This window comes from Streptomyces sp. NPDC051569 (genome assembly GCF_044454085.1).
Taxonomy (GTDB): domain Bacteria; phylum Actinomycetota; class Actinomycetes; order Streptomycetales; family Streptomycetaceae; genus Streptomyces.
Genome location: NZ_JBITDJ010000012.1, coordinates 26,393 through 39,483, shown reverse-complemented (window position 1 = coordinate 39,483; position 13,091 = coordinate 26,393). Strand labels below are relative to the sequence as shown.

The 13,091-nt window shown below is 73.2% G+C and carries 13 protein-coding genes; 9 read left to right on the top strand and 4 right to left on the bottom strand.

The window, feature by feature from the left end:
* Positions 1-127: 127 nt before the first annotated feature.
* The 3 genes from ACIBAE_RS18545 to ACIBAE_RS18535 all read left to right on the top strand — a co-directional run bounded on the left by ACIBAE_RS18545 (position 128) and on the right by ACIBAE_RS18535 (position 4,006).
* Complete coding sequence (locus ACIBAE_RS18545; protein ID WP_399286255.1) at positions 128-976, top strand: DeoR/GlpR family DNA-binding transcription regulator; 849 nt, start codon at positions 128-130, stop codon at positions 974-976.
* Between the two features lie 45 nt (positions 977-1,021).
* Positions 1,022-1,465 carry an SRPBCC family protein gene (locus ACIBAE_RS18540; RefSeq protein ID WP_399286253.1) on the top strand — a complete coding sequence of 148 codons (444 nt, stop codon included), beginning with the start codon at positions 1,022-1,024 and terminating at the stop codon, positions 1,463-1,465.
* Positions 1,466-1,936: 471 nt separating this feature from the next.
* On the top strand, positions 1,937-4,006 hold the full coding sequence (locus tag ACIBAE_RS18535; protein WP_399286250.1) for a hypothetical protein: 2,070 nt from the start codon (positions 1,937-1,939) through the stop codon (positions 4,004-4,006).
* Between the two features lie 118 nt (positions 4,007-4,124).
* On the opposite strand, the gene ACIBAE_RS18530 is transcribed toward ACIBAE_RS18535, so the two are convergent.
* Positions 4,125-5,282, bottom strand: a complete 1,158-nt coding sequence (locus tag ACIBAE_RS18530) for a PLP-dependent cysteine synthase family protein (RefSeq protein WP_399286247.1) — start codon at positions 5,280-5,282, stop codon at positions 4,125-4,127.
* Positions 5,283-5,481: 199 nt separating this feature from the next.
* Here ACIBAE_RS18530 and ACIBAE_RS18525 point away from each other — a divergent pair, with 199 nt between their 5' ends.
* Together ACIBAE_RS18525 and ACIBAE_RS18520 are read left to right on the top strand one after the other, a co-directional pair.
* Entirely contained in the window at positions 5,482-5,799 is a 318-nt protein-coding gene (locus tag ACIBAE_RS18525; RefSeq protein WP_399286244.1) for a hypothetical protein, read from the top strand.
* Positions 5,800-6,053: 254 nt separating this feature from the next.
* Positions 6,054-6,584 (top strand): ATP-binding protein, encoded by a 531-nt coding sequence (locus ACIBAE_RS18520; RefSeq protein ID WP_399286241.1) that lies wholly within the window; start codon positions 6,054-6,056, stop codon positions 6,582-6,584.
* A gap of 247 nt (positions 6,585-6,831) precedes the next feature.
* On the opposite strand, the gene ACIBAE_RS18515 is transcribed toward ACIBAE_RS18520, so the two are convergent.
* Complete coding sequence (locus tag ACIBAE_RS18515) at positions 6,832-8,049, bottom strand: ROK family protein (protein WP_399286239.1); 1,218 nt, start codon at positions 8,047-8,049, stop codon at positions 6,832-6,834.
* Positions 8,050-8,136: 87 nt separating this feature from the next.
* Between ACIBAE_RS18515 and ACIBAE_RS18510 the strand changes: the two genes are divergently transcribed.
* The 3 genes from ACIBAE_RS18510 to ACIBAE_RS18500 all read left to right on the top strand — a co-directional run bounded on the left by ACIBAE_RS18510 (position 8,137) and on the right by ACIBAE_RS18500 (position 10,239).
* Positions 8,137-9,420, top strand: coding sequence for an MFS transporter (locus ACIBAE_RS18510; RefSeq protein WP_399286236.1), 1,284 nt, complete (start codon positions 8,137-8,139; stop codon positions 9,418-9,420).
* Positions 9,421-9,486: 66 nt separating this feature from the next.
* Positions 9,487-9,843: an SCO4225 family membrane protein gene (locus tag ACIBAE_RS18505; RefSeq protein ID WP_399286232.1), complete on the top strand. Its 357-nt coding sequence runs from the start codon at positions 9,487-9,489 to the stop codon at positions 9,841-9,843.
* 132 nt (positions 9,844-9,975) lie between these two features.
* The gene (locus ACIBAE_RS18500) at positions 9,976-10,239 is read left to right on the top strand and encodes a DUF6332 family protein (RefSeq protein WP_399286230.1); all 264 of its coding nucleotides are present in this window, start codon (positions 9,976-9,978) and stop codon (positions 10,237-10,239) included.
* An 86-nt stretch (positions 10,240-10,325) separates the two neighbouring features.
* On the opposite strand, the gene ACIBAE_RS18495 is transcribed toward ACIBAE_RS18500, so the two are convergent.
* Positions 10,326-11,030: a TetR/AcrR family transcriptional regulator gene (locus ACIBAE_RS18495; RefSeq protein ID WP_399286227.1), complete on the bottom strand. Its 705-nt coding sequence runs from the start codon at positions 11,028-11,030 to the stop codon at positions 10,326-10,328.
* A 147-nt stretch (positions 11,031-11,177) separates the two neighbouring features.
* Here ACIBAE_RS18495 and ACIBAE_RS18490 point away from each other — a divergent pair, with 147 nt between their 5' ends.
* Complete coding sequence (locus ACIBAE_RS18490; RefSeq protein WP_399286224.1) at positions 11,178-11,633, top strand: nitroreductase family deazaflavin-dependent oxidoreductase; 456 nt, start codon at positions 11,178-11,180, stop codon at positions 11,631-11,633.
* A gap of 132 nt (positions 11,634-11,765) precedes the next feature.
* On the opposite strand, the gene ACIBAE_RS18485 is transcribed toward ACIBAE_RS18490, so the two are convergent.
* Positions 11,766-13,088 carry a geranylgeranyl reductase family protein gene (locus ACIBAE_RS18485; RefSeq protein WP_399286221.1) on the bottom strand — a complete coding sequence of 441 codons (1,323 nt, stop codon included), beginning with the start codon at positions 13,086-13,088 and terminating at the stop codon, positions 11,766-11,768.
* Positions 13,089-13,091: the final 3 nt, after the last annotated feature.

The following is a 13,091-nucleotide window of genomic DNA, read 5'->3' as shown; positions in this document are numbered from 1 at the left end:
GGGAGGATGGGGCACCCCCGACGGCCGGCGGACTGCGACCGGCGACGGGTACACGGACGGCACGGCACAACGCGGCACGGCACGACGGCATACAGCGGCACACGACGACACGGAAGGGCGGCCGGTGGTGAGCGACAACCAGAATCTCCTCGCGGAGCAGCGCCGGGCCCTGATCCTCGACGAGGTGCGGCGACGCGGCGGGGCGCGGGTCAACGAACTGACGCGCAGGCTGAACGTCTCCGACATGACCGTGCGCCGGGATCTGGACGCGCTCGCGCGGCAGGGTGTCATCGAGAAGGTGCACGGCGGTGCGGTGCCGGTGGTCGAGGCGAGCACGCACGAACCGGGGTTCGAGGCGAAGTCGGCGCTGGAGCTGACGGCGAAGGAGGACATCGCGCGGGCGGCGGCGGCCATGGCCGTACCGGGCAGCGCGATCGCCCTGTCGGGCGGGACCACGACGTTCGCCCTGGCGCGGCATCTGGTGGACGTGCCGGATCTGACGGTGGTGACCAATTCGGTGCGGGTCGCCGATGTGTTCCACGCGGCGCGGGCGACGGGAGGTGCGGGCGGCCGGCGCCCCGGGGCGGCCATGGTGGTGCTGACGGGCGGAGTGCGTACCCCGTCGGACTCACTGGTCGGCCCGGTCGCCGACCAGGCGATCCGGTCGCTCCACTTCGATGTGCTCTTCCTGGGCGTGCACGGCATCTCGGCGGAGGCCGGGCTGTCCACGCCGAATCTCGGGGAGGCGGAGACCAACCGGCGGTTCGTGGAGTCGGCCCGCCGGGTGGTGGTCGTCGCCGACCACACCAAGTGGGGCACGGTCGGCCTCAGTTCCTTCGCGACGCTGGACGAGGTGGACACCCTGGTGACGGACGCCGGCCTGTCGGCGCGGACCCGCGAGGAGATCGCCGAGCACCTGCCGGGCCTGGTGGTGGCCGGCGAGTCCGAGGACCGGCCCGCACCGCCGGCCGGCTGAGGCGGCCCGGGGGCCGCCCGGGACCGCCCGGCTTACGATCGCCGGGTGACCGTCTTCCGCGTCGACCGCACCCCGCCGCTCTCCGCCGACGAGGCGTGGCTGCGGCTCACCGACTGGCCCGCGCACGCGGACCAGGTGCCGCTGACGGCGATCTCCGTCCTGACCCCGGGGCGCACCCGCGTCGGTACGGTCTTCGTCGCCCGCACCGGGCTCGGCCCCGCCGCGTTCGACGACCCGATGGAGGTCGTGCTGTGGCGGCCGCCGGAGCGGGGACGGTCCGGCTACTGCCGCCTGGAGAAGCGCGGCCGCGCCGTCACGGGCTGGGCCGAGATCCACGTGACCGAGGAGAACGGCGTCACCCGGGTGCGCTGGGAGGAGGACCTGCGGGTCGGCCGGCTGCCACGCCTGCTCGACCCGCTGACCGCCCGGGCCGGACAGGCGACGTTCGGCCGCGCCGTCGACCGGCTGCTGCGCGGGCCCCACGCCTGAGGGCTGTTCCACCGGCCCGGCTACCGCTGTCTGATCCACAGGGCCGGAACGGGAGTTCGTTCCCCGGTACCCGGCGGGGGCGCCCGGAGGCGCGGGGAACTGAGCGGCCGGAGCACTGCGCGGGATCGGGGCTGCGCCGGGCAGTCGCGGTGAGCCGCGTCGCGGGTCCCGGAGGGTCCGCTGTCGGAGGAGTGCGTGAGAGTCGCCGCAAGGTCGAGATCGTGGGGAGACGGAGAACCGGGAGCAGGACGTCCGTGTGTCGACCTGGAGAGCGGAGAGCGGCCTGCCCGGCTGCCGGCGGGTCCGCTTTCCTGACGTGTCCGTGAACTCCGGGGCCTGTCCACCCCCGGCACCGAGCGAGCTCGCGATGTGACCTTCGCATGATTCGCTCGTTTGACCTGGCGAATGACGCCTCGCCAGGGCGCGTCAGCGCATGCGCACCTCAGCCATACGCGGAAGGGCGGCGTCCCGATGCCGACACACCGACACCCGAACGACCAGGCCATAGCAGGCGAGCGTCCCGGTATCGACGAGGCCGAGGCCGCTCTCGTCGAGCACTATCCCCGGTTGGTACGGCTCGCCTACCTCACGCTTCCGCCCGCGCTGGGCCGCCATCGCCGCGTTCTCGCCGCTCATGCCACCGTCCAGCGCGTCCTGCCGGGACCCCGTAAGGGCGATACGGCGGCGTCCCGGGCGCCGGGACAGCGCGGTGCGACCGGGTCCGCCTACGTGTGGATACGGGGGCGGGTGCTGCGGGCCGCGCTCGCGTTCGAGCAGCCCTCCCACCGGTGGCGCGCCCGGGCCGTCCGGCTGCGGCCCGCTCTGCCCCTCGTCGCCGGGCTACGGCTCTTCCCCCGAGCCGGCGGCACCGAGGAACTCGCCCTGGACCAGGCCCTGTCGTCCGTCACCGCGGCCGCGCGCGCCGCCCTCGCGCTCCTGGTCCTGGAGGCTCTGCCGGAGGGCACCGTGCGCGGACTGCTGGAAGAGGCCGGGGTGGACGACCCGGCCGGCGCCCTGCGTACGGCGGGAGAGCTCGCCGCCGACCGGGGCGGCCGGGCCGGCCCGCTGCTCGGCACCGCCGAATTCGACCCCTGCACCGTGCAGACCCGGCCGACCGATCTGCTGCGGCGAAGGCAGCGGGGCAGGCTCGCCGGTGCGGCCGTCGCGATCGCCCTGGCCGGAACGGCACTGGCGGTGGCACTCCCCGGTCACAGTCCCAGCCGGCCACCCGCCACGGCGGCCGGCACCGGAACGGATTCCGTCACCGGCGGAGCCGCCGCGGCCGCGCTCGCGCGGACCCTCGACCCGGCGCTGCTGGAGCGCGGGCGGGCCGACGAGTGGGCCGATACCTCCCGGATCGGCTTCTCGGTCTGGCCGGCCCGGGGCGACCGTACCCACGACACCGCGCTGCTGAGGCGGGCGCTGCGCGTCTGGGCCGGCCCCGAGGGCGCCGTTCGCGTCTCCGCCGCCCCCGGCACCAGCACGGCGCCGCCCACGGCGCCCCCGCGACTGCTGTACGCGGGTGAGGTCGACGGGGCCGTGGTGGTCCTGCTCCATGACGGGCAGCGGATCGCCCGCTACACCGAGCCGCAGCCGTATCCGCAGCCGGGTAAGGGCCGACCCACCGGCACCGGCACCGGCACCGGCACCGGCACCGGCACGACCGTACTGGACCTCGCACGCACCGACGAGGCCGATGTGACCACGGCCGCCGCCGTCGTGGTGAGCCGGGCCCCGGGCGGGGCCCGCTATCTGCTCGCCCCGTGGATCGCCGAGTCGGCCACCCGGGATCTGCTGGCTCCCGATTCCCCCGCCCGGGGCCTCGCCGTCTCGGACGACGGCGTTACCGCTCCCGTCCCCCTTCCGGTCCCCGGCGGGGAGTGCGGGGCGTGGCCGGCGCTCCAGCTGCGGTCGTCGGAGAAGATCGTGGAACGGCACACGTTCCTCGTCACGGACCTCGGTGACCTGGCACCGGTCCACCTCACCTACACCCCGCCGCCGGGCGCCGGGGCGCCCGCGCGCCAGCCGCGTGAGGCGACCGGCGGACCCGCGCTGCGCAGCTGGGCGCGCACCGCGTGTTCCCTGCGGACGCTGCGGGCTGCCGGGGTCCGGGCCGTCAACAACTGGGCGTTCGCCGAGCAGCGGCTCCCGGAGCACGGCGGGCGCTCCACCTGGGTCTGCGTGCGGGCCGACACCTGGCGCGGCCCCGGCAGGATCCTCGTGCAGCTCCAGCAGCCGGCCGCCTCGCCCTCGGCCCCCGGGACGCCGGTGGGCGAGGCGGAGAACACCGCGTCGTGCAGCAGGTTCGGCCAGCACGTCCTGGCCGGGACCCGCTGGAAGTCACCGGCCGGGACGTGGTTCCTGCTGGCGGCGGGCAGCCGTGACGTCACGCGGATCACGGTCACCGGCGGTGCCCGGGCGGACGTGTCGGCGACGACGCTGGCGGTACGGGCGCCGAGGGAGGGTGCCGTACGGCTGTCGGCGCGGCTCGCCGGGGGCGGGGATCTCCAGGCGGTCGGCCAGGACCTCCGCAGGCCATGAGCCGACCGGAGTGCTGTCAGGCGCGAGGCCCGGTCAGGCGCGAGCTCCGGCCAAGCGTGAGCTCCGGTCGGGCAGGGGCCCGGTCAGGCATGGAGGACCGGTCCCGCATGGAGCCCGGTCAGCCGGGCCAGACACCGTTCGCCAGGAAGTGGTCGAGCGTGACCTCGTACGGCGTGATGTCCAGGCCCTGTTCGGCGAGCCAGGCGTCCGCGTAGTACTTGTCGAGGTAGCGGTCACCCGGGTCGCAGAGCAGGGTGACGACACTGCCCGTGCGGCCCTCCGCCACCATCTCGGCCACGATCTTCAGCGCGCTCCACAGGCCGGTGCCGGTGGAGCCGCCCGCCTTGCGTCCGATCACGCGTTCCAGGGTCCGTACGGCGGCGATGCTCGCCGCGTCGGGCACCTTCATCATCCGGTCGATCGCCCCGGGCACGAAGCTCGGTTCCATCCGGGGCCGTCCGATGCCCTCGATCCGTGAGCCGCGCTCGCTGCACGCCCGTGCGTCGTCGCGGGTCCAGCCGTCGAAGAAACAGGAGTTCTCCGGGTCGGGGACGCAGATCCGGGTGTCGAACTGCATGTAGTGGACGTAGCGCGCGATGGTCGCCGAGGTGCCACCCGTACCCGCCGTGGCGACGATCCACGCGGGCTCCGGATAGCGCTCCAACTTCAGCTGCTGGAACATCGATTCCGCGATGTTGTTGTTCCCCCGCCAGTCGGTGGCCCGCTCGGCGTAGGTGAACTGGTCCATGTAGTGGCCGCCTGTCCTCGCGGCCAGCCCCGCCGACTCCTCGTACAGCTTGCGCGAGTCGTCCACGAAGTGGCACTGCCCGCCGTGGAATTCGATGAGCCGGCATTTCTCGGCGCTGGTGGTGCGCGGCATGACCGCGATGAACGGCACACCGATCAGCTTCGCGAAGTACGCCTCCGACACGGCGGTCGATCCGCTGGACGCCTCGATCACCGGTTTGCCGGGGCGGATCCAGCCGTTGCACAGGCCGTAGAGGAAGAGCGAACGGGCCAGCCGGTGTTTGAGACTGCCCGTCGGGTGGGTCGACTCGTCCTTGAGATACAGGTCGATGCCCCACTGCTCGGGGAGCGGGAAACGCAGCAGATGGGTGTCCGCCGAGCGATTCGCGTCCGCCTGGACCTTGCGGACGGCTTCCTTGAGCCAGGCACGGTACTCGGGGTCGGTGCGGTCCACGTCGACGGTCGCCACGGCCTGGCCGCCCGCTCGCGCTGCCGCCTCGTCCGTTCCGGTTCTCTGCTGTTGCGTCATGCGCGCCGTTCCTCGCTCATCGCTGCTCGTCCGCACTCGCCCCCGCCACCAACGCTACCGCCACCACCTGCGCAAACGTTGACTTTGGGTCTCCATAGGCACGGCTTCTGGGCGTCCGCTCCCACGCGCTGCGGTGTCCGCCCGCATACTGGGGAAGACTGCTCTTCAGGGGTACGGGCACGGAGGGGGCTGAGGGGACATGTCGGAGCCGGAGTTCAGTGCGCGCGGGGTACGGATAGAACGGTGGCCCCGCTCGCTCACCAGGGCCGGCCAGGTCCTGATCCAGGATGGCAGGCTGGCGCTGCTGACCAGCTACGGCAAGGTCATCGACAGCGCGCCGCTGCGGGCCGTACGGGCGGCGAAGCCCTGGTTCGCGGGGCGCGGCAGCACGGTGGCCACCGTCAACGGGACGCGCTACCGGCTGACCATGGGCCAGCGCGGCCACCGCCCCGACGCGACGGCGCTCGCCAGGCGCTTCCTGGAGACGGTGAGCCGGGCGCGGCGGAGCGCGAGCTGACGCGGGCACGGCAGCCGGGCGGAGCGCGGGAGCCGGGGTGCGGGAGCCGGGGTGCGAGCGGCGCACGAACGGCGCACGCGCCGGGCGCCGCGAGTTGCGGAGTCGAGTCCCCTGGTTCACTCTGATCTCATATCACTCAGGGTTAACCGGCGGTGACGCTGCGATCCAGCCCCGCCGGGCAGGACACAGCAGCGGACCAGTTGCTGGATCCGTTCCTTCGTCTTCTTCCGGACCTCATTCGGGGAGTCGCAGCCGTGATCAGCCAGCCCAGCAGGCAGTGCACGGTGGAGCTCCAGGCCCTGCCGTCGCGGATCGGTCAGGTCCGCAGAATCATCTCGGCGCAGTTGCGCTACTGGCATCTCGATCTCCTGATCGACCAGACGGCCCTCGGAGTCACCGAGCTGTTGACCAACGTCCACCGGCACGCTCAGCCGGACAAGATGTGCACCGTCGATGTCGAGCTGCTGCTCGACCGCCTCACGGTCTCGGTCAGTGACCACGACCCACGGCTTCCGACGGTCACCGACGCCCGTCCCTTCGACACGCACGGCCGTGGACTCGCGCTGATCGCGGCCGTGAGCGAGAGCTGGGGCGTACGCCCCCGGGGCGAGACGGGAAAGAGCATCTGGTTCACACTCCCGGCTCCACCGGCCGCCCTGGCCCTGCCGCCCCGTCCGGTGTACGGCGCGACGACCGACGGCCCCTTCCGGGGAACGGAGTTCGTCGTCGTCGCCGGGGCCGGAGAGACAGGCCATACCTTCACCCGGTCAACCGTGGTCGGCTGACCGGGCAGGCATGGTGCCATGTGACGCATGGTGCCATGTGACGCGTGGCGCCACGCCCTCCTGCGGACACCGGGGCGGACCCTGTCGGCCGAGGTCCTCCTCGGTCAACCCGGTCGGATTCTCAGCTTCTTGGCCGGTCGGAGACGGTCGGCGGTCCGAGCCGGTCCGCTCCATCACGCGGGTTCGCTCATCCGGGCCCGCTCCCGGCCGTCGTATGCCCGGCCGCCGGACCGGGCCGGGTCACCGGTCAGAGGGTGAGCGCGGCGAGCGGGTCGTCGAGCACCGGCTGCCAGGCCAGCTCGGCCGCCCCCACCAGGCTGTTGTGGTCGAGCGTGCACGGCAGGATCGGCACGCCGCCGCTGCGGCCCCACAGGCTGCGGTCGGCGACGACGGCGCGCAGGCGTTCCGGGTCGGCGTCGAGCAGTTCCTGGTGGAGGCCGCCGAGGATGATCCGGTCGGGGTTGAGGATGTTGACCAGTCCGGCGAGCCCGAGACCGAGCCGGTCGATGAGCTCTTCGGCGGCCCGCCGTACGGCCGGGTCCGCGTACTCCGTACGGAGCAGGTCGCGGGACTGCTGGAGCAGGGAGATCTCGGGGCCCGGTTCACGGCCGGCCTTCGTGACGAACGCGAGCGGGTCCGCCTCCACATCGAGGCAGCCCCTGCCGCCGCAGTGGCAGGGCCGCCCCTCGGGGTTGACCGTGAGATGGCCGACTTCGAGGGCGAGGCCCGAACTTCCGCTGTGCAGGCGGCCGTCGAGGACGAGCGCGCCTCCCACGCCGCGATGGCCGGTGGCGACGCAGAGCAGGTGCTGGGCGCCGCGGCCCGCGCCGTGCCGGTGCTCGGCGAGCGCGGCGAGGTTGACGTCGTTCCCGGTGAAAGCGGGGCCCTCGATACCCGCCGCGCGTACCCGCTCGGCGAAGATCTCCCGGACCGGGGCGCCGGCGGGCCAGGCGAGGTGCAGCGGGTTGAGGGCGGTGCCCTCCGGCTCGGCGACCGCGGAGGGCACGGCGAGGCCGGCGCCCACACAGCGAAGGCCGCTGTCACGCAGCAGTCCCGCCCCGGCCTCGACGACCTCGCCGAGCACCTGAGCCGGGTCGGCCGAAACCGTGGCGCGAGCGGGCGCGGTGGCGACGATCCGGCCGCCGAGTCCGACCAGCGCGGCACGGAAACCGTCCGCGTGGATCTGGGCGGCGAGCGCGACCGGGCCCGAGTCCTCGACGGACAACCGGTGCGAGGGGCGGCCCTGGGAGCCGGCCGCGGCGCCCGGCCGGGAGTCGACCCGGATCAGTCCGAGGGCCTCCAGCTCCGCCGCGACCGCGCCGGCCGTGGCACGGGTGACGCCCAGTTCCGCGGTGAGCACGGCACGGGTGGGCGCGCGTCCCGTATGCACCAGTTCCAGTGCGGGGCCGAGCGCGCCGCGCCCTCTCTCCAGCCTCGTCCGGGCCGTGGTCACCTTGCCGTCCATGGGGGCGAGTCTCCCATGATCCGAAGATGACAGGGTCTTCCGTACGGGACGTTGTACGGAACGGGCCCGGCCCCTAAGCTCCCTTTTGTGCCGAACTTAAACAAAATAGCGACGGCCCCTCCGGTTGACCGACACGACGTCCTGGCCGCGTCCTCCCTGTCCCGCGTCCGCATCGCACTGACCGTGTTCTTCGCTCTCGACGGCTTCATGTTCGCGGGCTGGGTGGTCCGCATCCCGGCCGTCAAACAGCAGACCGGATCCTCCGCGAGCGCTCTGGGGCTGGCCCTGCTCGGCGTATCGGCGGGCGCCGTCGTGACGATGGTGTTCACCGGCCGGCTCTGCCGCCGCTTCGGCAGTCATCCGGTGACGGTCGTGAGCGCGACGCTGCTCTCGCTGTCGATCGTGCTCCCGCCGCACGCGCACACGGCCCTGACGCTCGGTCTGGTGCTGATGGTCTTCGGCGCCGCGTACGGCGCGCTCAATGTCGCGATGAACAGCGCGGCCGTCGATCTGGTCGCGGCCCTGCGGCGTCCGGTGATCTCCAGCTTCCACGCGGCGTTCAGCCTCGGCGGCATGATCGGGGCGGGTCTCGGCGGGCTGGTCGCGAGTCGCCTCTCCCCCGCTGTCCACCTGCTCCTGCTGTCCGGCACCGGTCTGCTGGTCACCGCCGCGACCGGCGCCGCGCTGCTACGGCTTCCCCCGCCCGTACGCGTCCCCCCGCCCGCTCCCGCACGCGCGCCCGGGACGGGGCCGGAACGGAAGGAGCCGAAACGGCCGGAGCGGACGAACCCGGGACCGGGACGGCCCGGCCGGCGTGCCCGCCGGCTGGTCCTCCTCTTCGGGGCGATCGCCCTGTGCACGGCGTACGGCGAGGGGGCGATGGCCGACTGGAGCGCACTCCATCTCACCCAGGACCTCGGCGCCTCCCCCGGGACCGCCGCGGCAGGATACTCCCTCTTCGCCCTCGCCATGACCGTGGGCCGGCTCTCCGGGACCTTCCTGCAGGAGCGGCTGGGCGAGACCCGTTCCCTGGTGGCGGGCGGTGGTACCGCCGCGCTCGGGATGCTGCTCGGTGCCCTCGCGCCGACCGCCTGGCTCGCGCTGCTGGGCTTCGCCGTGGCCGGTGTCGGCCTCGCCAACATCTTCCCCGTGGCGATCGGCCGGGCCGGCGCGCTGGCGGGAGCCGGGGGCGTCGCCGCCGCGTCCACCCTCGGGTACGGCGGGATGCTGCTGGGACCACCCGCCATCGGCTTCCTCGCCGACTGGTTCTCGCTGCCGCTCGCCCTGACCACGGTGGCACTGCTGGCGTCCGCCGCCGCGGTCATCGCGTACTCAGCGCGTTACGCGTCGGCACAGCGGGCAGACGAGTAGGCGTACTCAGGCACCCCCGTTCGATCCATTTCATTCTGGAAGGACGGAACTTCAGAGGAGGACGCCATGAACTCTCGACCGCTGACCGGCCTCGCACGGCTCACCTTCGGCAATCGGGCTTCGCAGGTCTATCTCGGTCTGGTCGCCGCGGTGGCCGTGTTCGTCGCGGTCGACACGCTCTTCGTCGCACATGACGACGCCTCGTTCGCCGGCGTGTGGCTGTTCCTGCTCGCCGCGCCGACCATCTTCGTCTTCGTCCTCGGCGGCGGGCTGTTCGGCGAGGCGCTCGCCGACTCGGCGGGATTCCTCTACCCGGCCCTGGTGCTGTCCGTACTGATCCAGGCGGCGGCCCTCGGGGCGTTCGTACGGCTGCTGCGCGACCGGCCCGACCGGCACCGCTCGGCCCGCCCCCGGGAAGCCTGAGCGGACGGGGCGCCCGCGCTTCGGGGCCGCGGCCGAAGCCGCGGCTGCGAACGCTCCTTCCGAATCCGCGCCCGGAGCGGTGCCCGGAGCGCGAAGCTTGTCGCGGGATCCGGCCGCTGCCAGACTGGCGCCATGGGGACACGGAGCAGTGCCGAGCGGGACGCGATGACGGTCGAGACGGGATTCGCGCTGATGACCGGCACGCTGGCGGCGGGGCTGGTGTTCGCCGTACTCGCCGGATCCGCTTGGTACTTCGACCTGCCGGAGGCCTTCCCGCGCGTCGCCGCCGTGGCCGCGGGCGCCGTCTTCGTGGCGCGTGTCGTCCGGGTACTCAGGCGTTTCCGGGGTCAGTTCGGTCAGCCGAGCCGACCGGGCCGTACCGACCCCGACTCCTAGGCGATCACCGTAGGCCGAAGCACGCGGCGGTCGGTACGCCTCCTCCGCCCGGCCCGGCGAGCGGGCGCCGTGTCGAGGCCGGCCTGTCAGGGCCGGGGAGCGTTCAAGAGCCCGACGTCGCGGGCGAGGCGCGTCGCGGCCTGGACGAACAGTTCGCCGCGGGCCTCGACCACGCCGTTGAACTGGCCGAACACCTCGAACGAAATGAGACCGAAGAGCTCTGCCCACGCCGCGACCAGAGCCACCGCCACCGCCGGCGGCAGGCCGGGGGCCAGTTGCGCGGCCAGCCTCTGCGCCTCCGGACGCAGCTCCTCGGCGAGCGGCGGGAGAGCGATCCCGTCCGTGCGGTGGGCGTCGCGGGCGACGGAGATCAGGGCGAAACCCACCCGGGCGGCGGGCTCGATGGTCAGCTGCGGCGCCGTGTAGCCGGGCACGGGGGAACCGTAGATCAGCGCGTACTCGTGGGGGTGGGCGAGGGCCCAGGCGCGGACCGCCGTGCAGATGGCCGTCCAGCGAGCGGGGTGATCCCCGGCCGGGGAGGCGGCGGCGAGCGCGTGCTCGGCGGCCTCGCCGACGGCGTCGTACGCGTCGATGATGAGGGCGGTCAGCAGCTCGTCCCGGCTGGGGAAATACCGGTAGAGCGCCGACGACACCATGCCCAGCTCGCGGGCGACGGCGCGGAGCGAGAGCTTCGCCGCGCCCTCGGCTGCGAGTTGTGCGCGCGCTTCGTCCTTGATGGCCGCCGTGACTTCGCTGCGGGCCCGTTCCCTGGCTCCCCGGATAGTCGTCATGGGGAGCAGTGTGTCACGTTTCGGAGCACTGACCAGGGTAGAGAGCACTGCTCTTGCTTTGGATCACCTATCCAGTGCACACTGCTCTTAAGCGAGAGCAGTGCTCTCACACATGCTCTCCGTCGCTCGCTCTCTCCGGGAGTCACCATGTCGCAGCCGTACTACCGCAAGGCCAGCCCGTTCGGCGTCTGGATGAACGGCCTGGTCGGCCGACTCGCCCGGAACGGCATCAGCCTGCTCGGCACCGCCGAGCTCTCCGTACGCGGCCGCAAGAGCGGCCAGATGCAGCGCATCCCCGTCAACCCGCACGCCCACAACGGCAACCGCTACCTGGTCTCCGCCCGTGGCCACTCGCAGTGGGTGCGGAACATGAGGGTCGCGGGCGGCGGCGATCTGCGGGTCGGGAGCAAGGTCCGCACCTTCACGGCGACGGAGGTCCCCGACGGCGAGAAGCTCGCCATCCTGCGCGCCTATCTGGAGCGCTGGGGCTGGGAGGTCAACCAGTACTTCCAGGGGGTCACCGCGAAGTCCTCCGACGCGGAGATCCTCGCGGCGGCCCCCGACCACCCGGTCTTCCTGATCACGACCACACCCCGAACGTGACCCGCACCCACCACCGCCCGCCCGCCCGCCGGACGGGACGTACGGGACCGGGCGGGGAGGTGCGGCGGCGGGCGGGGAGGTGCGGGACCGGGCGGCGGCTCGGCGGGACCGTGCGGCGGTGGGCGGGACCGGCTACTCCGGAGCGCCGGCCTCCGCCGTCCCCGCCTCCGGCCCACCAGAACCGGCCCCGGCACCGACGGCAGCGGCACCCGTTCCCGCATCGGCGGCGGCAGCGGCCGGCTGCCGCCGGTCCAGCATCTCCAGCGCGCGGCGGGCCAGCGGACGGGTCCGTACGAGCCCGGCCAGCGTCGTCGAGCCACGCGTGATGTCGGCGAACGCGTTCCAGGCCGGGCGCAGGCCCGTGATCGCCGCGTGCAGCACTCCCGGACGGCGTTCGAAGACGCCGAGCATCCGGCGCCCGACGCTCATCTCCACTCCGAGGCCCGCCTTGACGGCGAACACGTAGTTCAGCGCCTGGCGGCGGGCGTCCACGGCATCGTGCGCCTCGGCGATCCGTATCGCCCACTCCCCCGCGAGCCGACCGGAGCGAAGGGCGAAGGAGATCCCCTCCCGGGTCCACGGCTCCAGCAGTCCCGCCGCGTCCCCGCACACCAGCACCCGGCCCCGGGACAGCGGCGAGTCGTCGCTGCGGCACCGGGTCAGGTGGCCTGACGAGATGGAGGGCTCGAATCCGGCGAGCCCGAGCCGGGCGATGAAGTCCTCCAGATAGCGCTTGGTCGCCGCACCCTCGCCACGCGCCGAGATCACGCCGACCGTGAGGGTGTCGCCCTTGGGGAACACCCAGCCGTAACTCCCGGGCAGCGGGCCCCAGTCGATGAGCACCCGCCCCGCCCAGTCCTCCGCGACCGTCGGCGGCACCGGGATCTCCGCCTCCAGGCCGAGGTCGACCTGGTCCATCTTGACGCCCACGTGGGCGCCTATCCGGCTGGCACTGCCGTCGGCGCCGACCACGGCCCGCGCCAGCACCGTCTCACCGTCCGAGAGGACGACGGCGACCGTGCGGCGGTCGGGCACGGCCGCGCCGTGCTGCTCGACGCGGGTGACCGTCACCCCGGTGCGCAGGACGGCGCCGGCCTTCTGCGCGTGCTCCACCAGACTCGCGTCGAACTCCGGGCGGTTGATGAGCCCGAAGAGCATGCGCTTGGAGCGGCGGGTACGGGTGAGCTTCCCGTTCAGCGAGAAGGTCACCGCGTGGATCCGGTCCCTGAACGGAAGCTCGAAGCCCGGGGGCAGCGCGTCCCGCGAAGGCCCGATGATTCCGCCCCCACACGTCTTGTAACGGGGCAATTCGGCTTTCTCCAGCAGCAGTACCTGACGGCCCGTGACCGCCGCCGCGTATGCCGCGGAGGCTCCCGCCGGTCCTGCGCCGACCACGACGACATCCCACACCGGCTCGTCGTTCTCGCTTCCGGCGTCTGCGTTCTCGCTGCTCACGAT

Excerpts from the sequence above, each read along its gene's own strand:
- ACIBAE_RS18535 (WP_399286250.1), top strand. The coding sequence starts at position 1,937 with ATGCCGACACACCGACACCCGAACGACCAGGCCATAGCAGGCGAGCGT.
- ACIBAE_RS18525 (WP_399286244.1), top strand. The coding sequence starts at position 5,482 with ATGTCGGAGCCGGAGTTCAGTGCGCGCGGGGTACGGATAGAACGGTGG.
- ACIBAE_RS18500 (WP_399286230.1), top strand. The coding sequence starts at position 9,976 with ATGGGGACACGGAGCAGTGCCGAGCGGGACGCGATGACGGTCGAGACG.
- ACIBAE_RS18495 (WP_399286227.1), bottom strand. The coding sequence starts at position 11,030 with ATGACGACTATCCGGGGAGCCAGGGAACGGGCCCGCAGCGAAGTCACG.
- ACIBAE_RS18515 (WP_399286239.1), bottom strand. The coding sequence starts at position 8,049 with ATGGACGGCAAGGTGACCACGGCCCGGACGAGGCTGGAGAGAGGGCGC.
- ACIBAE_RS18505 (WP_399286232.1), top strand. The coding sequence starts at position 9,487 with ATGAACTCTCGACCGCTGACCGGCCTCGCACGGCTCACCTTCGGCAAT.
- ACIBAE_RS18490 (WP_399286224.1), top strand. The coding sequence starts at position 11,178 with ATGTCGCAGCCGTACTACCGCAAGGCCAGCCCGTTCGGCGTCTGGATG.
- ACIBAE_RS18530 (WP_399286247.1), bottom strand. The coding sequence starts at position 5,282 with ATGACGCAACAGCAGAGAACCGGAACGGACGAGGCGGCAGCGCGAGCG.